Raw genomic sequence first — 22,342 nt, 5'->3', positions numbered from 1 at the left:
ATCCATGCGCATCCTCGTCACCGGTGGCGCCGGTTTTATCGGTTCGGCCTTGGTTCGACGCCTGATCGAACACACCGATCATGAAGTCGTCGTATTCGACAAACTGACCTATGCCGGCAATTTGAGCTCGCTCATGTCGGCGCAGGCGAGCGCGCGCTATTCGTTCGTCCAAGGCGATATCTGCGACGCTGGTGCCGTGGCTAACGCGCTAGCTGCGTTCAAACCGGACGTGGTCGCCCACCTCGCCGCCGAGAGCCACGTCGACCGTTCGATCGACGGCCCGGGGGCCTTCATCCAGACCAATGTCGTCGGCACCTTTGTGATGCTGAACCAATCGCTCGCCTACTGGCGCGGCATGGACGAAGCCGGGAAGGCGGCGTTCCGCTTCCACCACATCTCGACGGACGAAGTCTTCGGCTCGCTGGGCGAGGACGGCTTCTTCACCGAAACGACGGCCTATGATCCGCGCTCGCCGTACTCAGCGTCCAAGGCCGGTTCGGACCACTTGGTCCGCGCCTGGGGGCACACCTACGGCCTTCCAGTCCTGGTCACCAACTGTTCGAACAACTATGGCCCCTATCATTTCCCCGAGAAGCTAATCCCGCTGATCATTATCCGTGCGCTGAACGGCGAGCAGCTGCCGGTCTATGGCGACGGCTCGAACGTGCGAGACTGGTTGTTCGTCGACGATCACGCCCGGGCCCTGCAGGCGGTGTTCGAGCGCGGCGCGCCAGGCGAGACCTACAATGTCGGCGGCAATGCCGAGCGCAAGAACATCGAGGTCGTTCGCGCCATCTGCGGCATCCTCGACACGCTGCAGCCGCGCGCCGACGGCAAGGCCTATGCCGACCAGATCACATATGTGACCGATCGCCCGGGCCATGATCATCGCTATGCCATCGACGCCTCGAAGATCCGCGCCGCCTTGGGCTGGGAGCCTTCGGTGACCTTCGAGCAGGGCATCGAGCAGACCGTGCGCTGGTACCTGGAGAATCAGGACTGGTGGCAGGAAATCCTGGATGGCCGCTACGCCACCCAGCGTCTCGGTGTGGCCGTGAATGGCTGATCCGATCCACATCCTCATCACCGGCGGGGCTGGCCAGGTCGGACACGAGCTGCAACGCGCGGCCTGGTCTGAAGGGGTCGTGCTGCACGCGCCAACACGCGATGAGCTGGACTTGACCAGCGTGGCGTCGATCCAGGCCCTGTTCGAGAAGGTCGCGTTCGCGGCTGTGATTAACAGCGCCGCCTGGACAGCCGTCGACAAGGCCGAAACCGAGGTCGCCGGCGCGTTCGCCGCCAATGCTGGTGGCCCGGCTCTGTTGGCCGACATCACGCGTGAGCGGGGCATCCCGTTGGTGCAGGTCTCGACCGACTACGTCTTCGATGGCGATAAGATCGAGCCATATGTCGAGAGCGACCCTGTCGCCCCGATTGGCATCTACGGCGCTTCGAAGCTGGCCGGCGAAATGGCGGTCCGCCTGGGCAATCCACGTTCTGTTGTCCTGCGTACGGCCTGGGTGCTCAGTGCCCATCGCGCCAACTTCCTGAAGACGATACTGCGGTTGGCAGCCGACCGCCCGGCGTTGCGTGTCGTCGCCGACCAATACGGCTGCCCAACCTCGGCCGCCGATATCGCTGACGCGCTGAAGACGATTGTGCTACGGATGATTGCCGACGAGACCGCTCCGACCGGGGTCTACCATTTCGTCAACGCTGGCGAGGCCGCCTGGGCAGACCTAGCCCGCGAGATCTTCCGTCTCAGCGCCGAGGCCGGCGGCCCTTCGGCGCAGGTCGAAGACATCCCGTCCGATCAGTATCCGACCCCGGCGCGCCGCCCGAAGAACTCGCGCCTGGCGACCGCCAAGCTCACTGCCGACTACGGCGTCCGGCCGAGAGCCTGGCAAAGCGCCGTCGCGGACGTCATCGCCGAATTGAATTCGCAAGGAGCCCGCGCATGAAGGGCATTATTTTGGCCGGCGGCTCAGGCACGCGCCTGCATCCAATGACGCTGGTGACCAGCAAGCAGCTGATGCCAGTCTACGACAAGCCGATGATCTATTATCCGCTGTCGACGCTGATGCTGGCCGGCATCCGCGAAGTGCTGATCATCTCCACCCCGCGCGATACGCCCAACTTCCAGGCGCTGCTGGGCGACGGCTCGCAGTGGGGAATGGAAATCCAGTACGCCGTCCAGCCGAGTCCGGACGGCCTCGCGCAGGCCTACATCATCGGTGCGGAGTTCGTTGGCGAAAGTCCGTCGGCGCTGATCCTTGGCGACAATATCTACTACGGTCACGGGATCACAGACCTGTTCATGAACGCCATAAGCCGTCCTGGCGGTGCGACGGTCTTCGCCTACCACGTCAACGACCCGGAGCGTTATGGCGTAGTGGATTTCGACAGCAGGAGGCGTGCGGTCTCGATCGAAGAGAAGCCAGCTCTTCCGAAGTCCAATTGGGCCGTGACTGGTCTATACTTCTACGACGCAAATGTCGTGAACATAGCGCGTAATCTCAAGCCATCTTCTCGCGGAGAGCTGGAGATTACGGACGTGAATAGGGCCTATCTTGAGGCGGGTAAGCTGTCGGTCGAGATCATGGGGCGTGGATATGCCTGGTTGGACACGGGTACGCCAGACAGCTTGCTGGAAGCCGCGGAATTCGTGCGAACTCTGGAAAAGAGGCAGGGCTTCAAAATTGCCTGTCTCGAAGAGATATCCCTAAATATGGGGTATATATCGCTCGATGAGTTTGAAGTTTCGGCAAGTAGATATGGAAAAAGTTCATACGGCGAGTACCTAAGAGGTGCCGTCATTCAAAACTATCTCGGTAAATAGCATGAAAATGCGGGCCTCTATAATAACTGTAAATTATCATTCTGAAAGATTGATCAGAAATCTAGAGGATGTAGTTTCCAAGATCCCCGATGTGGAACTCATCGTTGTCGACAACGGTGGTGGCTATAAGCCCCTTTCGATGGGGGTTCGTGTCGTAGGTCGTGGCGAGAACATAGGGTTTGGCGCTGCGTGCAATCTGGGGGCGCGCTCGTCTGACGCGGACGTGATTGTGTTCATCAATCCTGATGTTGATGTCACGCTGAAAGCCCTGAATGAAATTGTCGAGGCCGGCGGCCTTCTTGGGGATCGCAGTGTTTGGGCTCCTGCCATACTTGATCGGTCGGAGAGATTACCTACGCTCAAGCGGCCGGGGCGCTTTGGGCTTGCCTTCAGGCGCGTGTATATAGATTTGGCAGATAATGGGGATGCGAATATCCCGATGCTTTACGTCTCTGGCGCGTGTTTGGCGACGTCACGCGCGACGTTTTTTGCGGTCGGTGGGTTCAACGACAAAATCTTCATGTACGGCGAAGACTTGGAATTTTGCGTCCGAGCCTCAGACATGGGAGTTCAGGTGGTTGTGATCGCAGATGTATCTGTTGGCCACGCGGGGGGGAAGTCATCGAGCAACTTTTCCGCAAAATATAAAAGGCTCTATAGATCTATTAAGGGGCATTTTATTGCCCTTTCTCTGTTGAACTACAGTGCGCCTTCCGCCTTTTTAAATGCGCTTCATCTTGCATCAGGCATTCGGCTTTAATTACATGAGTCGGATCATCTTTCTCAGTCCCTTTAGTCACAAGGGCGCTGCATATTCAGGGGCGCGCAATCGCGCGGAGCACCTTATGGCGGCGCTTACCGCAAGCGGTGCTGAGGTAGTGTGCGTATCTCCGTGGAAACCCGGCGCAGCTGTCGAGCATCGCCACGTGTCACTAGATGGAAGCCTGATCTACAAGGCTCTGACCACCTTGAAGCTAAGCGCCCTTCTGCTTCAACTTCGACCAGATGTCGTCGTAAGTGAGAGTGCGCTGGCTCCTCTGAGCTTCAACAAATATCGCCTTTACCATATGATCCATGACGCCAAGTTCGCGACAGCTCATGGCCGTAAGTTTTCTCGCCTCGCGCACTTAGTGAATTTTCTATCAGCTCGCCTCGCGAAGGGTGTGGTGACCGTTTCGAATTCGGAACGGGAGCGGATAGCCAAGTCTCTTTTGCTGCCGCAGGATCGGATTTTCGTTTCCTACAACGGATTGTCGCAAATCTGGTTTGATCTCCCGAAGAGCGCGCCAAAATTGTACGACGTTCTGTACGTATCAAATTTTGCTCCGCATAAGGGCCACCTGAACCTGTTGGCGGTGTTGAACGGCCTGGGCCTAAAGGTTGCCTTTGTCGGCTCGGACCTAGGATCTCTAGGCGCTGTTCAAGCCTATGCATCGGCAGCGGGTATAGACGTCACATTTTTCCAGAACCTGTCGGAAGCCGAGCTTGTCGAGCTGTACGACGCGTCGAAGTGCTTTGCATTTCCGTCCGAGCTAGAAGGCTTCGGCATACCGCTTCTGGAGGCTCGAGCCAGGGGCGTTCCGGTTGTGGCGAACGATATCCCTATATTTCGGGAGCTCTGCCTTACTGTCGGCGGAGCAGTTGTCGACTTCCATGATCGCGCCGCAGCGCAACGGGCTATCGTCGAGGCTACGCGGGGTGGTAATCAGGCCGTCGATTTGTCGTCCTTTGCATGGCCGAGAATTGCCGAGAGCCTTTTTGAGCGTCTGTAGGTCGACTTATGAATTTGCTGCCGATCCTATCCGAGTTGTCAATCCTCTGCGGGTTGCTCGTCGTCCTAGCGATGCAGCTTTTCCGTTCGCGGTTGGCTGTGGTCCTAGCGACCGCGGCCGCAGGCGCGATGGCCATGCTGGTGCTCGGTTATCCTAAGAGCGGCTATCATGCTCTGATTGCCCTGATCGGCATCTACGCAGTTCTACCGGTGCACCGATCCTACGTGTCGTCGAAATTTTTGCTTATACCGATCGGGGTTTCTCTATCTATTCTGGCGATACACTGGATTTCTTCAAGCAATATTTCCATTCTGAGTAAGTATTCAACGCCGAAACTTTTCCCTCTTTGGTTTATGGCTCTGTTCTTTCTGCCTGAAAAGCGCGGGCGGCTTGTCGCTACACTGATCATCCTGGTCGAAATCTATCTTCAGAATAGAGTTCAGGCGAGAGGGCTAATGCTAGGGGCGTTTACCGCTTTGGCCGCGCTCTATATGCCCAGCACTCTGACACGGCGCTTTGCCGTCCCTCTCGCGGTTTCGGCGCTCGTTCTGTATGTGGCGGCGTTTCCGATCGCGCGTGCCATGGGGGTGGAGCGCGCCATCTATTCGAGTGCATCCAATATGCAACGGGCGGGCATGAATAACGCCGCCCTTATGGATACCTTAAAGCAGCCACTGACGCTCGATGAGAATGCAATCTTCGTATCCGCTAGGCCTTTCGCGTATTCCTACGATACCGCTTCGCTAACGGTCCATAATCTGTTCCTGGCCTTTGGCTTGTTCAACGGATTAATCGTCGCGTTTCTACTTGTGGCGGTCACATTGTTGATCGTCAACACTCAGACCGAGCGCAGATTCATCGCCATATCTCTATTTTGCTTTTTGTACGCCATGCTCGGCCCCGACACGGCATACACGCGCGTCGTTCTTCTTATCCTGTTCTCAATCGGCCTTTTGAGGCAGGGGGGCGGAGAGTTCGTCGTCGGAAAGCGGGGCGGCCCTCAGCGGCAGTTCGTCGGCGCGCCTCGCCATGAACATTAGGGGGCTAGGCCTAACTGGAGTTTCTACCCTCCTTCGTCTTGCCGCGGCCGTTGGGTTGATCTCGGCGCTTACGCACGCCTTGCCCTTCGCGTTGTTCGCAACCGTGTCGACCGCCATGCTCTATGGCCAGTTGATCGCAATCTTGGTCGACGCGGGGTTCAACAACGAACTTCTCAGAGGTTCCGGCGGTGACACGGCGGCTGAGCATCGCGATCGCTTGCACGCGGGGACGTCGGTTCGTATTGCCCTGTTGCCAGGGGTTGTTGTTGTTGCACTGATCATTGGGAGCGTTTGGAAGGGGCTCGCTGGCGGCCAACTCCTTGCTCTGACTGTGGGGGGGATGCTCCTAAATACGATTATAGATACATTCTTTGTAAGCTTGAGGGCCCGTCGCGCGCTGAAGGCAGAGTTCCTGCATTCGTTGTTTCAGATAGTTCTGCTCGGCCCCATATACCTAATCAGCGTTCGGTCGCCGTGGGCGGCGGGGGCGGCCATATTCGCCACACGAGTGGTGTCTTTGGTCTTACTTGTGGGGATGGGGAGTATGCTTTCTATTGTGACATCAGGATTCAGTTTTGATGTTATTAGGGAGCATTATATCAGGCTTAGATATTACCTACTTGATACGGTTACATCAAACATGGGGGTTCGGGCAGATTCTATCGCAATAAGTCTGTTCTGTGGCCAATTCGCGCTTGCGGCTTTTCAGCCCGCCGCGCGTGTTTACTACTCGGCGTTGGCCCTGGCGTCTGTGGTTGCTGGCGTAGTGATCCCGGTCGCAGGGCGTCCTGGCTATTCCCATCCGGCTCGCCTTCTTACTGTTGCATTTTCCGCGGCGGGGGGGGCGATCAGCGTCGCCTTCCTCCTGTTCATGGGGGTGTTTGCGGAGTTTGCCTTTGGGGAGCAGTACAAGGTAACGGCGACTGTTTACACAATCATCGCACTCACCCTCCTCGTTAGGTATGTAGCCGCAGGGGCCGGCGCTTATCTAACTCTCATGGGGGGGCAGAAATTTCGCGCGATGGCGGGAAGTTGGATCTTTTTGGTTACGACCATTATTTTGGTTATATTAGGCGTAACAGGTTTTGCTACGGTAGAGAGAGTCCTTATGTTGATGACTTTGTCTCAGGCCGCTACCGCTGCGGTGTACTTCTACAAGTCGCGGCGGATTGGTAGGTAACATGAAGCGTCGCATCTTTAGATTGCTGCGCGTGTTTGAGAGCGAATTCCAAAGTCTCAGGCTGCGTAAATTCTTCAAAAAATGGTTCGACGTTGAGGTCGGACTATACAGCTACGGGTGCTTCGACCCAAAGCGTATGCCGAGAGGGATGAGAATTGGTAGGTATTGTTCGTTCGCAACGAGCAGCTATTTCTTCCCTCGCAATCACGGCGTCAGTTATATCGGGCTGACGCCTTATTTTTATAATTCAGCTCTCGGAATTCTGTCTCATGATAATATCCAAAACGTCTCATTCGTCGTTGAGGACGACGTTTGGGTTGGGCATAATGTGACAGTCACTTCTAAGGCGCATACCCTCGGGCGAGGGAGTGTGATTGCAGCCAATTCGGTGGTTACTGCGCCAGTGCCTCGATATTCGATCGTGGCCGGCAATCCAGCCAGAGTTATTAAGTATCGATTCTCACCTGATGTGATTGATAAGATCGAGAGCACTCGTTGGTGGGATGGCAATATTGACGATATCAGGAATATGATTACCGAGAGGCCCGAATTATGCTTCCATCCGGAGACGTACTTTGACAAAGAAGATTAAAATCGGCTTCGTTTGGCATAATCTATCGTCAAGTAACTACGGAGTTACTGCGCTCGCGGTCGCGAATATCGCGATGACTTTGGAGGCTGCAAAGCGGGTGGGTGTGGATCTCGACCTAACGACCATCGGCAGCAAGCCTACGCCCGGAACGTCTTCGCTAGCGGAGGCGGAGGCTAGTTTCGACCGCACGATCCCTCACGTGGTGTTCTCGCTTAAAGAGGCGTTAAAGGCTGTTGCTCGGTTAGACTTTTCTCACTTCAGAAAGTTCAGGGGTTATGATCTCATCATAGACATTGATGAGGGTGACAGCTTCACGGACATCTATGGCCCAAGAAGATTCTACAATCACTTGGCGACCAAGGTGCTCACATTGATGAGCGGCGTGCCGTTGGTGTTGGCTCCGCAAACGATTGGCCCGTTTGATAAATCTCTGTCTCGAGCGTTGGCCTATCCTGTGCTGCGGCGGGCCTATCGCGTGTTTTCGAGGGACGAGCGATCGACTGCCTATATGAAATCCATAGGCATAGATGTGTTCGATACGACAGATGTTGCCTTCGCACTGCCTTACGCCTCTCAGCCTCGTCAAGCTAATACAGCGGGAGTAAACGTATCCGGTCTGCTATATTCCGGCGGTTATACTGGGAACAATCAGTTTGCGCTGACCTTGGACTACCCGAAGCTTTGCCAGGATACGGTTAAATTCCTTCGGTCCCGGGGCATGCAGGTCCATCTGATTGGGCACGTTATCAGTGGAGAGGACCCTGTCGAGGATGACTACCGCGCTTGTTTGGCGCTGAAGGCGTTATTTAAGGACGACGACGGGGTGGTTGTAGCGCCGCGCTTCTCCTCTCCGCTTGCGGCCAAGGGCTATATCAGCGGACTGGCCTTCTTCACGGGTGCGCGCATGCACGCGACGATCGGCGCTTTCTCCGCTGGGGTGCCAACGGTGCCGATCGCCTACAGCCGGAAGTTCCAAGGCGTCTTCGGTTCCCTAGGCCATGGTGACACTATTGATGCTAAGTCGGTGAATAACGAAGAGGCCATCGCTTTGCTTCAGAAGAGATTTGATCAGTACGCTTCGGGTTCTAATGAAGCCCAGAAGCGGGCCTTGGTGAAGGCAAGGGGACGAAACGAGGAATACACCTCAGAGCTGTCGGAGATTGTCAGTTGTCTCGCTCGATAGACTCAGTCCTGGAAGCCGGAATGTGCGCCGGTTGTGGGCTCTGTGCGCGCGAGGAAGGCGACATGCAGCTGGATGAAGCCGGTTATCTCCGTCCCACTCGTCATGTCGAGCAGAACGAGATCAATGGGGCTTGCCCAGGGGATCAAGTCTTTCACCATAATATTTCGAAATACGATGAGCTTTGGGGGCCTCTCCTTTCGACAAAGTCGGCATACGCCCTTGATCCGGAAATCCGTTTCCAGGGATCTTCTGGGGGGGTGATCACAGCGATTTTGTCCCACCTGCTGTCGACCGGAAAGGTTGATGCGGTAATACAGGTTGGGGTGGATCGAGATTTCGCACTTTTGAATGACACCTATGTTCATGCGAGTTCGCATGAACTCGTGGCCAACGCTGGATCAAGGTACTCGCCCTCAGCGCCATTAGAGGCGGTGAGGGCGTTGAAGGCTGATGACGCGAGAAGGTTCGCCTTCGTCGGCAAACCATGCGACGTCGCCGCACTGCGCCATTATGTGCGCAATGATCCAGCCCTGAGTTCGCGCTTCCCGTTCATGATTTCGTTTATCTGTGCGGGTGTTCCTAGTCAGAAAGGGACTGAAGCCATCTTGGAGAAGATGGGCGCGAACGCGTCGGACGTCGTTGGCTTCAAGTATCGTGGTGCTGGTTGGCCCGGTATGACGAGGGCGACGGATAAGCAGGGGAAGGTATATGAACTGACATACAATGAGGCGTGGGGGCGGATCCTGAATCGGCACCTTCAGCCACGTTGTAAGCTATGCGCCGATGGGACCGGGGAGGCTGCAGACATCGTCTGTGGCGACGCTTGGTACGAGTCGAAGGATGGATATCCGAGCTTCGAAGAGCGGGATGGCCGCAGTTTGTTGCTCGTTCGCACAGAAATTGGACGCCTTCTCGTATCGGAGGCTGAACGAGTAGGTGCGATTAGTTCTGAAGATGTCGACCCTGCTGATATAGAGTTGATGCAGCCGTACCAAGCAAACCGGAAGCGGTCGATGTTGGCTCGTAGTGTGGCGGTAAAGTTGACTGGTGGTCAACCGCCCCGCTATCCGGAACAGCATCTATATGCTGTCGCGATTAAGGCGGGGCCCGTAAAGTTCGCACGGGCGGTGCTGTCGACTATGAAGCGTCGTTTGCAGGGGCGGATTTAGTAGTAACATGGCGAAGATTATTCACGTCATCACGCGCATGATTAGAGGCGGAGCGGATGAAAACACGCTTTTGTCCTGCAATGCTCAGGCGGAGAACGGGCATGACGTCGTGCTCATCTACGGCGATGAGGTGGATCACGGCATTTTGTCCTTGCTTGATATTCGAGTGAGGCGACATCAAGTAAAAACTATGATAAGGAACATTGATCTAGTAAGGGATGCTAGATCAATTATATCACTCATTAGAATTTTATTCCGAGAGCGGCCTGACATCGTTCACACCCATACCAGTAAAGCTGGGATACTTGGTCGGGTCGCTGCACTCTTTGGAGGTGGCAGGGTCGTCCATGGGGTTCATATACTTCCGTTCCTGAACGTAAAGTGGTCCGAACGTTCGCTTTACCTGTTTCTTGAGCGTCTTTTGGCGCCCATCACTCATGCTTACATAAATGTCAGCGATGGGATGATGAAGGAAGGGCTTCGTTATCGCGTGGGAGCAGCGCGCAAGCACCATGTGGTGCCCAGCGGAATGGATGTCGCCAAGTTCCGGGAGGCGGCCCCAATCGATGATGACGAGGCGCTTCGGACGCTTGGTACATCCCTTGCCGGGAGTAAGATCATATGCATGGTGGCGGCGCTAGAGCCGCGAAAGCGTATTTTTGAGTTTCTGGACGTGTTGGCGGAGGTTCGGCGCACGAGCCCGGAGACATGTCTTATCGTTCTTGGCGAGGGGCATGACCGTTCGCGCCTGCAGCAACGCATTGATGCTCTGGGTCTGAACAAGAGTGCTTTTCTGGTCGGCTTTCGAGCGGATGTGGAACGCTGGATCGCGCGCGCCGATGTTTGTGTTCTGGCGTCCGAGCGCGAAGGGCTTCCGCGGGCAATCATTCAGTATGTTTTGGGAGGGCGGCCAGTGGTCAGCACGGACCTTCCCGGGGTCGACGCCGTCGTGGGCGATGGTGAGAGCGGCTACCTCGTACCCGTCGCGAATGTTGCCGCCATGATTTCTCCGCTGGTCACGCTTCTCTCGGATGAGGATTTGCGGGCCAGTTTTGCTCGCCGTGCAGCGATGCGCGACCTAAGTCGGTGGTCGTCAGCAAATATGGCGAGCGAGTTGGAAACGATTTACAGCAATTTGCTAAAGTCGTCGGTTGCATAGTGTGCGGCGTTGAGGCGACGCAACTACAGCTGAAGGTCTTCTCACCGCGTCGCCCAGAACTTCGCGACGTCCACCAACTGGACCTAGGCGGCGGTCCTCACTGGAAGGGTACTTTGCCCCAGTGAAGCGGGGGCTGTGCTGCTAGTCCCTGCTACAAAATTATTATTGCCGTATCGAAAAATTCGACTGACAGGGGACGACTGTGAGTAATCGGAAGTTTGCGGCTCTCGATGGAGGACGTGGCCTTGCCGCGTTTCTCGTCGTCTTGTTTCATGCCGACGACATCATGGGAAGGCAGCTAGTTCCCGGCGGATATCTCGCCGTAGACTTCTTTTTCCTGCTCAGCGGGTTCGTTTTGGCCTTCGCCTACGATGGCAAAATCCACTCGATTGGACTCGGTCGCTTCGCGGTCATACGGTTCGCTCGGCTATATCCCCTCTACGCGCTGGGTTTGGCATTTGGGGTTTTAAGGAACTTGGCCGCCCTGACGCTCGAGATGGGTCACCCGCTCGCGATCGGCGATCTAGGCGTGGCTACGCTCTTGAACCTGTTTCTTCTGCCGGCCCCCATAGATCCGGACGGAAATTTGTTTCCGCTAAATGTTCCGGCCTGGTCGCTGTTCTTCGAGTTGATCGCCAACATTGCATTTGCAGGCTTGCTGCTATCGAAGGTCTCGTGGCTCAGCAAATGGGTGGTAGCGGGCGCGGGAGCTGTGACGGCCATCCTCATCATTATGAAGGGTCACTCGGGAGCCGGCGCTCACATTAGTGATCTCGCGGATGGGTTCTTTCGCGCGGTCTTCTGCTACGGTTTTGGACAGATTATATTTCGTGCACGGCACCGGCTCACGTCCATGTCGCTGCCCGTTCCGCTCCTTGCGGCTGGGCTTTTCGCCCCCATGATCATTCCGGTGCCGAACAACTACCGAGCTTACGCCGATCTAGTATTCGTCTTTATCTGGTTCCCAGCCCTGGTCGTGCTAGCCGCGAATGCAGAACTTAAGAGATCCGCATCGGCGGCGCTTTGGCTCGGACTGGTGTCATATGCGGTCTATATCGTTCACTATCCGCTTCTTGGGTTCGTCGAGGGCGCAACCAAAGTCCTCGGCGTCTCGGGCCTACTGACGGCACCACTCTTTGCCTTCCTTTTGCTGCCAGCTTGCTGGGCCATCGACCGGTACTTCGACATTCCAATGAGAGATAGGTTGCTTGGCGCGCTCGATAGGCGTTGATGCAGCTGGGGGTCACGTCAGCGATTGCAGGCGGGAGCGCGGCGATCGGGACATTTCCGGCAGTGGCCGCAATCCCAACTTGGCCATTGAGGCTCTTGCCAGATCACAGAACGCTAATGCTTCGATAACTTGATTGCTTGCGACCGATCCGTGAAATCGGGGTATCACCTACGGTGAGGGACGCCCTGTCGTCGAGGCGGGTTTCCTGATGCTGCGCTAATACGGAGCTCCTTTCGAGTACGAAAAGTGGCAGGCACCTTCCACGACCCATGGGGCGCTTTCGTCGCGCGGCGATTTTCGGGGGTGCTGGACGAGGAAAGAGGTTGCCATGTGCACGGGCCATTCGCTGCGCGATCTGGCCTCGCTGGATACCTATGCGGACCGTTCCCGATCGTCGAAGGGACAGCCAAGCGGATCAGTTAACGCATGGAGCGGGGCTGAACGAGAACGAATTCTCCGAACCGACCTGCAAACTGACCGATCGCCAAAAGAACTAGGTGCCTGGGAAATAATGGAGGCCCGGGCCGGAATCGAACCGGCGTGCACGGATTTGCAGTCCGCTGCGTCACCACTCCGCCACCGGGCCATCCGGGTGTCGACGCAGTTACGTCGGCGGGGGAGGGCGTTCGATACAGGAGCCGCCTCGGGGTCGCAACCGTCAAAATCGCTATTCGATCGCGCTTCTCCGACGCAATGGCTGGGCGCCGTGGGCTAGGCCGGACGAGTAGACCGTCTCGATCCTGCTCAGCGGTGAGTGCAGGCTGAGCAGCGCATTTTGCGCTCACGAGAGACCTCCTGAGCAAGCGACGAATATCGGTTAGTCCTCCAGGTGTATCGTGCACGGTGCCGTGGCGGTTCTGGAGGGAATGCCCGATGAGGCGATCCCCGTACCCCCGAGGTTGATCAGCGCGGATCAACCTCGCGAAATAAGTCACGCCTCACCTCGCGTTCTAAGTCGTTAGGTCTTTCGCGGGCGCCGCTAAACGAGTCTCGTCACCGGCTTCGCCCCGGCGCTGTCAGGGAACACCTTGCTCTCCAGGAGGGCGCGGTCGACGGCCATGTGATCGGCCAGCACGCCCTTGAACAGGCCGCGCATGTCGACGGTGGGGGCGGTGTCGCGGTTCTCGAACAGGGCCGTTTCCTTCAGGGTCGGCCAGTCGCCGACGATGCCGCCGCGCTTGAGCGCCCCGCCCAGGATGAGGCCGGTGGAGGCCGTGCCGTGGTCGGTGCCGCCAGTGCCGTTGACGCGGGCGGTGCGGCCAAACTCGGTCACGGCGATCACCACGGTATTCTTCCACTCCGCGCCCAGCCCGGTGTGCAGGCCGTCCAGCACCGCATCCATGTAGGACAGGCGCGTGGCGATCTGGCCAGGCTGTCCCGCGTGGGTGTCGAAGCCGTCCAGCGAGATGGCGGCGATCTGCGGGCCGCCGGCCTGGATCATGAAGCCGCCCAGGGTCGAGCCCAGCTTGCGGGCGGCCTCGCTGCCGGCGCGGTTCTGGCGATCGTTCGCCATTGTCGAAGACATGCCGGCCGGCTGGGCCATGGCCGGCGTCGAGGCGGCCATCTCGTTCATCGCCGGCGTCGCGGCCATGGCGGTCATGGCCTGCTGGGCCATGGTCTCGGTCTCCAGGCCGCGGGCGAAGGCCGGACCTAGCAGCGGGTCGCTCCTGTAGAGATCCTGCAGCAGGGTCGGCAGGCGCGCGGTCTCGTCGACGCCCTTGCCGGGCGACCAGCTGGCCGCCTGCACCTTGCCGCGCAGGATCAGTGGGGCGGTGGCGCCCACGGAAAGACCTTCGACCTTGCGGATCGGCGCCAGGGCCTCCAGCGTCCGGTTCAGCCAGCCGGTGTCGGCGCCGTAAACGCCCGAGGCGCCGGTCTCCAACACGTCCTGGGCCTCGAAGTGGGAACGGGCGCGGTCGGGGCTGGCGATGGCCGGAGCGATGCGCGCCTCGCCCTTCAGGGCCAGGGCGTGGACGGCCTTCAGCTCGGGATGCAGACCGAAGGTGTCGTCCAGTTTCAACACCTGCTCGGGCTTCATGGCGATCGAGCCGCGCAGGGCGGCGTAGTCGGGGTCGCCGACCGGCGGCGAAACCGACAGGCCATCCATGCCGCCCCGGCAGATGACGACGACCAGCTTCTTCTTGGCCAGGTCGCCCTCGGACGCGGCGAAGGCCTGCGAGCCCAGGAAGCTGACAGAAATACCCAGGCTGGCGCCCAGGCCCAGCAGGGAGCGGCGGTTCATTTGAGCGGTCATCGGCGTTGGAACTCCGGGCTCATCACGAGGAGGGCGAAGGCCTCACGGCGGGTCTCGGCCCGCGACACGGCCTTGGCGACGGCGGGCGTCAGCCGCTCGCCCAGGGCCGAGACGGCCAGGGCGTTGGGATCGGTGCGGTCGGCGACAGCGGCGGCCATGCCCTGGGCCCACTGCATGCGCTTGATCAGGCCGTCGGGCGAAGCCCAGGTCTGGGCGTCCTCGGCCCAGCCCTTGGGGGAGGGGGGCGAGAAGGGCTTCTGGCCCAGGCCGGTGAGGATCGGAGCGATGCGGTCATAGGCGGATGGTTGGGCCCCGATCAGCCGCCAGGTCGACAGCGTGAACTCGTAGGGCGTCTTGAACTTAGCTGGCGTCGGATCCCAGGCCTCCGGACTCTCGACCAGAGCCTTGGCCACTTCGGCGAGGTCGCCGCCGGTGTCCATCCAACGCTTCTCCAGCCGCGCGGTCAGGGTCTGTGGGGGCGTGTCCGAGACGAAGTGGCGGGCGATTTTGCTGCAAACGTGGTGGGCGGTGCGCGGATCGGCGGCCAGGTCCTTCAGCACCGCCCAGCCCTGCTTGATATCGGCCTCGGCGTAACGGCGACCCATGATCGTCCGGGCGCCGGGCTCGTGGGCGTTGTCGCGGAACACGAACTGGCCGGCGCGATCCTCGTTGTCGCGACCGACCGAGAAGCCGGTGAGGGCGCGAGCGAATTCGGTGACGTCGGCCTGCCTGTAGCCGGCGTCGACCCCGACCGTGTGCAGCTCCAGGATCTCGCGGGCCAGGTTCTCGTTCAGGCCCTTGCCGCCCCGCCGCCCGGCCGCGCGGCTGTTGGGCCCGATCGAAGAGGCCTGGTCTAGATAGGTCAGCATGGCCGGATGGGTCGAGGAGGCGACCAGAAGGTTCTCGAAGCTGTTGAAGACGTTGGGGCGGATCGCCTCGCGCTCAAACGGCCCGATCATCGCAAAGGTGATCTGCTTGGTCGACGAGACGGTGAAGTGATTGGCCCAGAACAACGCCCATCGCTCGCGGAAGGCGGCCGGCGTGTTGGCGCCCAGCCGCGCGCGGGCCAGGAAGTCGCCGTCGATCTTGTCGCGCAGCTGTCGCTGCGCGTCCATGGCGGCTTGGCTTTTCTGGCCGGCGGCGTCGCCGTCCTTGCGCTGGCGCTCAATTTTTCGCTGTTCCTGATAGTCGCGCATCCAGGCGAAGCGTGTGGCGGCGTCCTCGCCGTCGTCCTGGGGCTTGTCGGCGCCGTCGCGGCGGATCTGGTCGGTGAGGAAGCCTCGCGGATCGGCCTTGGCGGCGTCGATCTCGCCGGGGCGCGCGCCCAGGCCGAAACGCGTAACGGCGATCGCGGCCATCATGTCCTTGGACGGTAAGCTCAAGCGGGGCTCTCCCTTGCGCGACTAGGCGTATTCTCTCTTTCAAACGCCGGTCACTTGCCATTCCGTCGGACGGCCTCAGTGCCACCACTGGCCATCCCTTCATGCGCCATCAGCGCAAAGAGGGCTTCTGCTCTTGCCGTGCTTTAGGTCACATCTGAGATTACCGAATTTTGTCATGTGAACGCGCTAGCCGCCTGACTTGTGGGCGGCTAAAGCCTCCTGACAATAACTGAAGCGAGCTTTCGATGTTCTCCGCGCCGCGCGCCGATCTTGTTCCCAATACCGCCGCCTATGAGAACGAACCGCTGGTCAAGGCGACCGGCTTTCGCGAGTACGACGCGCGCTGGCTGTTCGGGCCGGAGATCAACCTCTTGGGCGTCCAGGCCCTGGGTCTGGGCCTGGGGACCTACATCCACGAGCTGGGCCAGTCGAGGATCGTGGTCGGCCACGACTTCCGCTCATACTCGTCGTCGATCAAGAACGCCCTGATCCTGGGCCTGATCAGCGCCGGCTGCGAGGTGCACGACATCGGCCTGGCCCTGTCGCCGACCGCCTATTTCGCCCAGTTCGACCTCGACATCCCGTGTGTGGCCATGGTCACCGCCAGCCATAACGAGAACGGCTGGACCGGCGTGAAGATGGGCGCCCAGAAGCCGCTGACCTTCGGCCCCGACGAGATGAGCCGGCTGAAGGCCATCGTGCTGGGCGCCCAGTTCGTCGAGCGCGACGGCGGCAAGCTGATCCGCGTCGAGGGCGAGGCCCAGCGCTATATCGACGACGTCGCCAAGCGCGCCAGCATCACCCGTCCGCTGAAGGTGGTCGCCGCCTGCGGCAACGGCACGGCCGGGGCCTTCGTGGTCGAAGCCCTGCAGAAGATGGGCGTCGCCGACCTCGTCCCGATGGACACCGACCTCGACTACACCTTCCCCAAATACAATCCGAACCCGGAAGACGCCGAGATGCTGCACGCGATGGCCCACGCCGTCCGTGAGACCAGGGCGGACCTGGCTTTCGGCTTCGACGGCGACGGCGACCGCTGCGGCGTGGTCGACGATGAGGGCGAGGAGGTCTTCGCCGACAAGATCGGCCTGATGCTGGCCCGCGACCTGGCTCCGCTGCATCCGGGCGCGACCTTCGTCGTCGACGTTAAGTCGACCGGCCTCTTCGCCACCGACCCGATCCTGCGAGAGCATGGCTGCAAGGTGATCTACTGGAAGACCGGCCACAGCTACATCAAGCGCAAGAGCGCCGAGCTGGGCGCCCTGGCCGGCTTCGAGAAGAGCGGCCACTTCTTCATGAACGGCGAGCTGGGGTACGGCTACGACTGCGGCCTGACGGCGGCGGCGGCCATCCTGGCCATGCTGGACCGCAATCCGGGCGTGAAGCTGTCGGACATGCGCAAGGCCCTGCCGGTGGCCTTCACCTCGCTGACCATGAGCCCCAAGTGCGGCGACGAGGTGAAGTACGGCGTCGTCGACGAGGTGGTGAAGGAATACCAGGACCTGTTCGCCGCCGGCGGATCGATCCTGGGCCGCAAGATCACCGAGGTGATCACCGTCAACGGCGTTCGCGTCCACCTGGAAGACGGCTCGTGGGTGCTGGTCCGCGCCTCGTCGAACAAGCCCGAGGTGGTGGTCGTGGTCGAGAGCACCCAGTCAGAGGACGACATGCGCGCCCTCTTCCGCCAGGAAGTGAAGCCGCGGCTGGGCGACCGCGTCGGCAAGTACAACCAGGAAATTTGAGCCGGCTCGCGGCCTACATAAAGCAAAGGGCCGGGGAATGATCCCGGCCCTTTAGCAAGCGTAGCTGAACGGGGCGCGGTAGCGTTCCTAAAGGTCCGGCGATAGTATTTTCGTGACCAGCAGCGTGGCGGCGCCGATGGCGCGGGCCCGCGCCTCGGCTTCCAGCGGAATGATGGCGCCGGCGGCGTAGACGTCGCCGTCGATCTCCAGCACGCCTTCCAGAAGCTGCACGGTCGAGACCGGCAGGACGACGGTCTCGCCGGCCGGCGCGCGGCGCAGCTCGACGTCGAAGCCGTCGGTCGAGACCAGGGTCTCGATCCCGTTCGGCTGGGCGCTCTTGCGGGAAGCGATCGAACGGCCCCTGGCCTTGAGGCCGTCGACCAGGGTCTTCACCGCCTGGCTGTCCTTGCGGTGGCAGACCAGGACGGCGTCCGGCTCGGCCACCACGACGATGTCGCTGACCCCGATCACCCCGACATAGGGACCGGTCGTGCGGACGAGGACGTTGGACGCGCCCTGCAGGTCGACGTCGCCGTCCTGGGCGTTGCCCTCGGCGTCGCGGGTCGAGGCCTCCCAGATGGCGTCCCAGGCGCCCAGGTCCGACCAGGCGAAGGCGGCGGGAACGACCGCCGCCTTCTGGGTGCGCTCCATCACCGCGTAGTCCAGCGAGATCTTCTTGGCCTGGGCGAAGGTCTCGCGATCCAGGCGGCCGATGCCGGCCTCCAGCTCCAGGAGAGCGACCGTGGCCTTGGCGGCGGCGGCGACCGTCGGCTCGAACGCCTCGAACTCGCCCAGCAGGGTGGCGGCCTTGAACGCGAAGTTGCCGCTGTTCCAGAGATAGCCTTCCAGCAGATAGCGCTCCGCCGTCGCCTGGTCGGGCTTCTCGACGAAGGCGGCGACCGATCGCACCGAGCCGTCCAGCAGCGCCTCACCCGGACGGATGTAGCCGAAGCCGGTGGCCGGCACGGTGGGCTGCACGCCGAAGGTGACGATCAGGTCGCTCTCGGCGGCCTTGGCCGCGGTGACGGCCGCCTCGCCGAAGATCTCGGGCTGGGCGATGTAGTGGTCGGCGGCCAGCATCAGCACGACGCCGTCCGGGTCCTGGCGCTCGACATAGGCGGCGGCGGCGGCCACGGCCGGAGCGCTGTCGCGCGCCTCGGGCTCGACCAGGATGGTCACCCAGGTGTCGATCTCGGCCGTCTGCTGGGCCACGTAGTCGACCATGGATTCGCCGGTGACGATGACGATCTCGGCGACGCCGGGGATGTTCTTCACCCGCAGCACCGTCTCCTGGAACGAGGAGCGCTCGCCGACCAGCTTCAAGAACTGCTTGGGCTGGTCGCTCCGGGACGCTGGCCAAAGCCGCGTGCCCGAGCCGCCACAGAGGATAACCGGATAGATCGCGGCCAAGAGTAACCCCACCACATTTTAGTTTTAGCCCTTAATAGGGGGCTATTGCGAAGGGGGTTTAAAGGTAAAGCGTCAAGGAACGAAGAGTTTTCATGCGGCTGGCGCGCTGGGGTGCAGTGAGGTATCCGACCGATACCCAACGCGTCCATTTCGCGATAAGGCGCGACCCGCCAACTCGAGACAGCGCAGCGCACTTCCGCTCGTCGAGGCCCGTCCAAAATGAAGAAGGCTGTTGCGGTCGCGAAATCTGTCGCGCAACATGTGGTGCATAGTATCACAATGTGAAATTTCGAGCTGATCACCGGCGCTCGACCTGATCCGGGAGGCGGATGTCCATGACGCCAACGCACCGCGGCGCTGGTCTGCTTCTTGCTTTGTGCGCAAGCTTCTTCGCGACCGGGGGCTTCGCTCAGACCGCGCCGTCTTCGCTCGGTGGGCCGACGCCAAATCTGGCCGGCAGCATCGAACGTCCCATCCGCTACCGTCCCGAGGGCGGCGATTTCGTCATCGAGAACGGGGCGGAGACCTTCAACCGGCCCCTATATGGCGGCGACACCGCGTTTCGCGTGGACGGCGGCGACAGGCCTGAGTTCGTTCTCTACCTGCCGGGGCGCGGTGGCAATCTGCGGCTGGGCGTTGCCGGTCCGTCTGGCGCCCTATGGTTGCATGCAGCACAGTGGATCGTTACGCGCTACCGGCCCGGCGAACTTATCCACGAAATCCGTGATCCGTTGCTGGGGAAGGGCGTGTTGCGCATCGAGGCGTTGGCCTATGCGGTCACGGAAGGTCTGACGCTGCGCATCGAGGGCTCCGAGCTGCCGCCTGGGCTGGAATTGATTTGGGCGTTCGGCGGAATCACTGGCCAGCGCGGTGTGCGTGACGGCGACATCGGGACCGAGAAGATTCCGATCTCGGAGTGGTTCCAGTTCAGATCCGCATTCGCGGAAACAAATCGGGTTCTCGCGGACACGGAAGGCTTCCAGGTGAGCGCGCCGCAGGCGGTGATCGTCGGCGCCTCGAGCGCGCCGGCGCGGTTCGCCAAAGGCGACGCGGCGAAATGGGATGACATTGGCCGTCTGCCGGCCAGCGCCGCGTCCGATCAGGGCGGCGTCGCCATCGGCCGGGCGATGCTCGAGTCGAACGCGCCGCTGATCGTGTCGCTGCAGCGGGTCGATCCCAATGCCGCGGGCGACCTCGCCGACTATACGGCGGTGAGCGCCGGGCGGGCGGGCGGTCCGGTTGCGCCGATAATCCGCCCGCCAGCCTTCGCCCGAGATGCTTTGGCGGCCCGGTTCGAGGAGGCTCGGCGACTTTCAAGATGGTGCCCGAGAACGGCCTCTGGACGATCCTCACGCCGTCCTCGGTCGATCTGAACAGCCCGGCGTCGTACACCCTGTGCTGGCGGCCAACGGTCTAAGCGCGACGTTGCAGCTGGAATACACGCCCTATGCCGACAAGAGCACGGAGGCGAACTATCAGATCGATGTCACGCGCGAGTTTGACCACTTCGGCCCGCTCACGAGCGTCAAGTTCGGCCTGCAGCGCCGCGACCATGACAACACGACCTGGCGCGAGGCTGGCTTCGACATCGCGCCCGGCGTGACGCTTTATCGGGCGCGCGCTCTGGATCTAGTCCAGTACTGCATCCCGTCTGCGGCGCCGGCCGCCGCGCCGTGCCAGTTCGGATCGGTGAGCCGTCCCACCACCACAGCGCAGGACCAACTCTATCGCATCCATACTCTGACCCAGGATCAGTACCAGGCCCTGATCGGCAACAACCTCCAGGACATTCCAGGCGGTCGGTTCTTCGGCGGCATGCCCGACCGGGGCACGTTGCTCGATACCTGGTCGGCCTTCGACTACCGGTTGTTCTTCGCCCAACTCGACGAAAACACCGACCTCGGCCGTCACAACATCGACTGCCTGTACCGCTGCCAGGCTTCGGATGGCAAAACCTATGAGCGCCCGTCGTATTCCACCAATGAGAAGACCACCTCGGCCTACGCTATGGTCAATTTCGAGACGCGGCTGGGCTGGATGCCGGTCATGGGTAATTTCGGCGTCCGCTATCAGAAGGTGGACGTGGCGGGCCAGCCGTCGATCATCGTCAATAACCTGACCATCGATCCGGCCACGCTGGCGGCTCTCAACGCCGGTGAGATCGTCGATCCCAACAAGGTGGTCTCCAGCACGTTCGTCGAGCGCAAGATGACGGACATCAAGCGGACGTCGAACGACTTCCTACCCAGCTTCAACCTGGCTCTGTGGCCGCTCGAGGACCAGTTCGTGGTCCGCTATTCGATCGCCAAACAGCGCGCGCGTCCCAATATGCTGCAACTGACCGGCAGCTCGGCGGTGACTTGCAGCAAGATGGACGCTACGACGCGCGCGGCGTTGGAGAGGCTGATCAGCCAGTATCCGGGCCAGTTCAACGACCCCGCCACCGACGACGACGATGCGGCCGGCACGATCCGCGGCGACGCGGTGAACAGTTGCAACAGCCGTATAGGCAATCCGGAGCTGAAGGGCTATGCGGCCACGACCTAGAACCTGTCGGCCGAATGGTATCCGAACCGCGATACCCAGTTGAGCCTGGGCCTGTACGCCATCGACGTGAAGTCGGGATATCCAGGCACCGACACCGTGACCAACTACGAGATCAGCGGCGACACTTACACCGCTAACACCTACAAGGATGGTCCCAGTGGCCTGAAGCAGAAGGGCTTCGAGATCGCGGGTCGGACAGCCTTCACCTTCCTGCCTTGGCGTCTGAAGCACACCGGCGCGGGCTTCAACTACTCTAAGACAGAGTCGAACGAGACCAACACTCCGATCGACCTGTTCTCTGGCAAGGCGCTGCCGCCAGCCAAGCAGTCGAACTATGTCTACAACGTCAACCTCTGGTACGACGACGGCCGCTTGAACGCCCGTGTCGCGTATCAGCGCCGCGACTTCTATTATGACCGCACGGACGCCTCGGCGAGCATCAACCGCATTCCGGCTGCGGGCGGCGGATCGACGACCTCTTACTACAAGATTGTCACGCCGATCTTCAAAAGTGGCTCCAAGTCGCTGGACGCGCGCGCTTCCTACAAGCTGACAAAGTCGATGCAGCTCTTCGTCGAAGGCAAAAACCTGCTGGACGACAGCGTCTCACGTTTCACGCCGGAGGCGTACCGAAGCATCGGTAACGGCACGCCCTATGTGTACGACACCTATTACATGGGCCGTCTCTACTACTTCGGCCTGATCGCGACGTTCTAGAACGGGCAGATTTCAGGGAGCTTGGCCTTCGAAGTCTGGGTGGTAGGCCCTAGTTTGTCGCTCTCGCGCCCCGTCAAGCCACGCCCTGCTCTTTCACGCTCGAGCCGCCTTACGCTTACCTCGAT

General features: G+C 60.5%; 19 protein-coding genes and 1 tRNA gene. 16 read left to right on the top strand and 4 right to left on the bottom strand.

Annotated features, from left to right (window positions below):
• Positions 1–4 precede the first annotated feature (4 nt).
• The 12 genes from rfbB to K8940_RS14005 all read left to right on the top strand — a co-directional run bounded on the left by rfbB (position 5) and on the right by K8940_RS14005 (position 12,165).
• Positions 5–1,066 carry a dTDP-glucose 4,6-dehydratase gene (rfbB, locus tag K8940_RS14060; RefSeq protein ID WP_223390584.1) on the top strand — a complete coding sequence of 354 codons (1,062 nt, stop codon included), beginning with the start codon at positions 5–7 and terminating at the stop codon, positions 1,064–1,066.
• Entirely contained in the window at positions 1,059–1,961 is a 903-nt protein-coding gene (rfbD, locus tag K8940_RS14055) for a dTDP-4-dehydrorhamnose reductase (RefSeq protein WP_223390583.1), read from the top strand. The genes rfbB and rfbD overlap by 8 nt, the downstream gene beginning before the upstream one ends.
• Positions 1,958–2,839, top strand: a complete 882-nt coding sequence (rfbA, locus tag K8940_RS14050) for a glucose-1-phosphate thymidylyltransferase RfbA (RefSeq protein ID WP_223390582.1) — start codon at positions 1,958–1,960, stop codon at positions 2,837–2,839. The genes rfbD and rfbA overlap by 4 nt, the downstream gene beginning before the upstream one ends.
• Before the next feature lies 1 nt (position 2,840).
• Entirely contained in the window at positions 2,841–3,599 is a 759-nt protein-coding gene (locus K8940_RS14045; protein ID WP_317846996.1) for a glycosyltransferase family 2 protein, read from the top strand.
• A complete protein-coding gene (locus K8940_RS14040; protein WP_317846995.1) occupies positions 3,565–4,611 on the top strand; it encodes a glycosyltransferase in 1,047 nt (348 codons plus the stop codon). The genes K8940_RS14045 and K8940_RS14040 overlap by 35 nt, the downstream gene beginning before the upstream one ends.
• 8 nt (positions 4,612–4,619) lie before the next feature.
• Positions 4,620–5,651: a hypothetical protein gene (locus tag K8940_RS14035; RefSeq protein ID WP_223390580.1), complete on the top strand. Its 1,032-nt coding sequence runs from the start codon at positions 4,620–4,622 to the stop codon at positions 5,649–5,651.
• Complete coding sequence (locus K8940_RS14030) at positions 5,641–6,831, top strand: hypothetical protein (protein ID WP_223390578.1); 1,191 nt, start codon at positions 5,641–5,643, stop codon at positions 6,829–6,831. The genes K8940_RS14035 and K8940_RS14030 overlap by 11 nt, the downstream gene beginning before the upstream one ends.
• A 1-nt stretch (position 6,832) precedes the next feature.
• Positions 6,833–7,423, top strand: coding sequence for a CatB-related O-acetyltransferase (locus K8940_RS14025; protein ID WP_223390577.1), 591 nt, complete (start codon positions 6,833–6,835; stop codon positions 7,421–7,423).
• Entirely contained in the window at positions 7,407–8,606 is a 1,200-nt protein-coding gene (locus K8940_RS14020) for a polysaccharide pyruvyl transferase family protein (protein WP_223390575.1), read from the top strand. The genes K8940_RS14025 and K8940_RS14020 overlap by 17 nt, the downstream gene beginning before the upstream one ends.
• 62 nt (positions 8,607–8,668) lie before the next feature.
• Positions 8,669–9,775: a Coenzyme F420 hydrogenase/dehydrogenase, beta subunit C-terminal domain gene (locus K8940_RS14015; RefSeq protein ID WP_223390573.1), complete on the top strand. Its 1,107-nt coding sequence runs from the start codon at positions 8,669–8,671 to the stop codon at positions 9,773–9,775.
• Positions 9,776–9,782: 7 nt separating this feature from the next.
• A complete protein-coding gene (locus K8940_RS14010; RefSeq protein WP_223390572.1) occupies positions 9,783–10,934 on the top strand; it encodes a glycosyltransferase family 4 protein in 1,152 nt (383 codons plus the stop codon).
• A gap of 202 nt (positions 10,935–11,136) precedes the next feature.
• Positions 11,137–12,165, top strand: coding sequence for an acyltransferase family protein (locus K8940_RS14005; protein ID WP_223390570.1), 1,029 nt, complete (start codon positions 11,137–11,139; stop codon positions 12,163–12,165).
• A 512-nt stretch (positions 12,166–12,677) separates the two neighbouring features.
• Here the strand turns inward: K8940_RS14005 and K8940_RS14000 are convergent.
• The 3 genes from K8940_RS14000 to K8940_RS13990 form a co-directional block, all read right to left on the bottom strand.
• A tRNA-Cys gene (locus tag K8940_RS14000) sits at positions 12,678–12,751 on the bottom strand.
• Between the two features lie 393 nt (positions 12,752–13,144).
• Positions 13,145–14,419, bottom strand: a complete 1,275-nt coding sequence (locus tag K8940_RS13995; RefSeq protein WP_223390569.1) for a DUF1501 domain-containing protein — start codon at positions 14,417–14,419, stop codon at positions 13,145–13,147.
• Positions 14,416–15,780 (bottom strand): DUF1800 family protein, encoded by a 1,365-nt coding sequence (locus K8940_RS13990; protein WP_223395862.1) that lies wholly within the window; start codon positions 15,778–15,780, stop codon positions 14,416–14,418. The genes K8940_RS13995 and K8940_RS13990 overlap by 4 nt, the downstream gene beginning before the upstream one ends.
• Positions 15,781–16,046: 266 nt before the next feature.
• On the opposite strand from K8940_RS13990, the gene K8940_RS13985 reads away from it, so the two are divergent.
• Positions 16,047–17,543, top strand: coding sequence for a phosphomannomutase/phosphoglucomutase (locus tag K8940_RS13985; protein ID WP_223390568.1), 1,497 nt, complete (start codon positions 16,047–16,049; stop codon positions 17,541–17,543).
• An 87-nt stretch (positions 17,544–17,630) separates the two neighbouring features.
• Here K8940_RS13985 and K8940_RS13980 read toward each other — a convergent pair whose 3' ends face one another.
• Positions 17,631–18,953 carry a mannose-1-phosphate guanylyltransferase gene (locus K8940_RS13980; RefSeq protein WP_223390567.1) on the bottom strand — a complete coding sequence of 441 codons (1,323 nt, stop codon included), beginning with the start codon at positions 18,951–18,953 and terminating at the stop codon, positions 17,631–17,633.
• A 335-nt stretch (positions 18,954–19,288) separates the two neighbouring features.
• Here K8940_RS13980 and K8940_RS13975 point away from each other — a divergent pair, with 335 nt between their 5' ends.
• The 3 genes from K8940_RS13975 to K8940_RS13965 are packed head-to-tail and all read left to right on the top strand — an operon-like array spanning position 19,289 to position 22,217.
• Positions 19,289–20,326 carry a DUF4450 domain-containing protein gene (locus K8940_RS13975; protein WP_223390566.1) on the top strand — a complete coding sequence of 346 codons (1,038 nt, stop codon included), beginning with the start codon at positions 19,289–19,291 and terminating at the stop codon, positions 20,324–20,326.
• 22 nt (positions 20,327–20,348) lie between these two features.
• A complete protein-coding gene (locus K8940_RS13970; protein WP_223390565.1) occupies positions 20,349–21,500 on the top strand; it encodes a hypothetical protein in 1,152 nt (383 codons plus the stop codon).
• Positions 21,501–21,539: 39 nt separating this feature from the next.
• The gene (locus tag K8940_RS13965; protein WP_223390564.1) at positions 21,540–22,217 is read left to right on the top strand and encodes a hypothetical protein; all 678 of its coding nucleotides are present in this window, start codon (positions 21,540–21,542) and stop codon (positions 22,215–22,217) included.
• Positions 22,218–22,342: the final 125 nt, after the last annotated feature.

This window comes from Caulobacter segnis (assembly GCF_019931575.1).
In the GTDB taxonomy this organism is placed as follows: Bacteria; Pseudomonadota; Alphaproteobacteria; order Caulobacterales; family Caulobacteraceae; genus Caulobacter; species Caulobacter segnis_C.
Note: the sequence above shows the minus strand (reverse complement) of the source record. Positions and strands in the feature narration are given on the sequence as shown.

What these genes read in the sequence shown, in the direction of transcription:
- K8940_RS13990 (WP_223395862.1), bottom strand. Translation starts at nt 15,780, where the DNA reads ATGATGGCCGCGATCGCCGTTACGCGTTTCGGCCTGGGCGCGCGCCCC.
- rfbA (WP_223390582.1), top strand. Translation starts at nt 1,958, where the DNA reads ATGAAGGGCATTATTTTGGCCGGCGGCTCAGGCACGCGCCTGCATCCA.
- K8940_RS14030 (WP_223390578.1), top strand. Translation starts at nt 5,641, where the DNA reads ATGAACATTAGGGGGCTAGGCCTAACTGGAGTTTCTACCCTCCTTCGT.
- rfbB (WP_223390584.1), top strand. Translation starts at nt 5, where the DNA reads ATGCGCATCCTCGTCACCGGTGGCGCCGGTTTTATCGGTTCGGCCTTG.
- K8940_RS14035 (WP_223390580.1), top strand. Translation starts at nt 4,620, where the DNA reads ATGAATTTGCTGCCGATCCTATCCGAGTTGTCAATCCTCTGCGGGTTG.
- K8940_RS14040 (WP_317846995.1), top strand. Translation starts at nt 3,565, where the DNA reads ATGCGCTTCATCTTGCATCAGGCATTCGGCTTTAATTACATGAGTCGG.
- K8940_RS14025 (WP_223390577.1), top strand. Translation starts at nt 6,833, where the DNA reads ATGAAGCGTCGCATCTTTAGATTGCTGCGCGTGTTTGAGAGCGAATTC.
- K8940_RS13995 (WP_223390569.1), bottom strand. Translation starts at nt 14,419, where the DNA reads ATGACCGCTCAAATGAACCGCCGCTCCCTGCTGGGCCTGGGCGCCAGC.
- K8940_RS14045 (WP_317846996.1), top strand. Translation starts at nt 2,841, where the DNA reads ATGAAAATGCGGGCCTCTATAATAACTGTAAATTATCATTCTGAAAGA.
- K8940_RS14010 (WP_223390572.1), top strand. Translation starts at nt 9,783, where the DNA reads ATGGCGAAGATTATTCACGTCATCACGCGCATGATTAGAGGCGGAGCG.
- K8940_RS13985 (WP_223390568.1), top strand. Translation starts at nt 16,047, where the DNA reads ATGTTCTCCGCGCCGCGCGCCGATCTTGTTCCCAATACCGCCGCCTAT.
- rfbD (WP_223390583.1), top strand. Translation starts at nt 1,059, where the DNA reads ATGGCTGATCCGATCCACATCCTCATCACCGGCGGGGCTGGCCAGGTC.
- K8940_RS14015 (WP_223390573.1), top strand. Translation starts at nt 8,669, where the DNA reads ATGCAGCTGGATGAAGCCGGTTATCTCCGTCCCACTCGTCATGTCGAG.
- K8940_RS13975 (WP_223390566.1), top strand. Translation starts at nt 19,289, where the DNA reads ATGACGCCAACGCACCGCGGCGCTGGTCTGCTTCTTGCTTTGTGCGCA.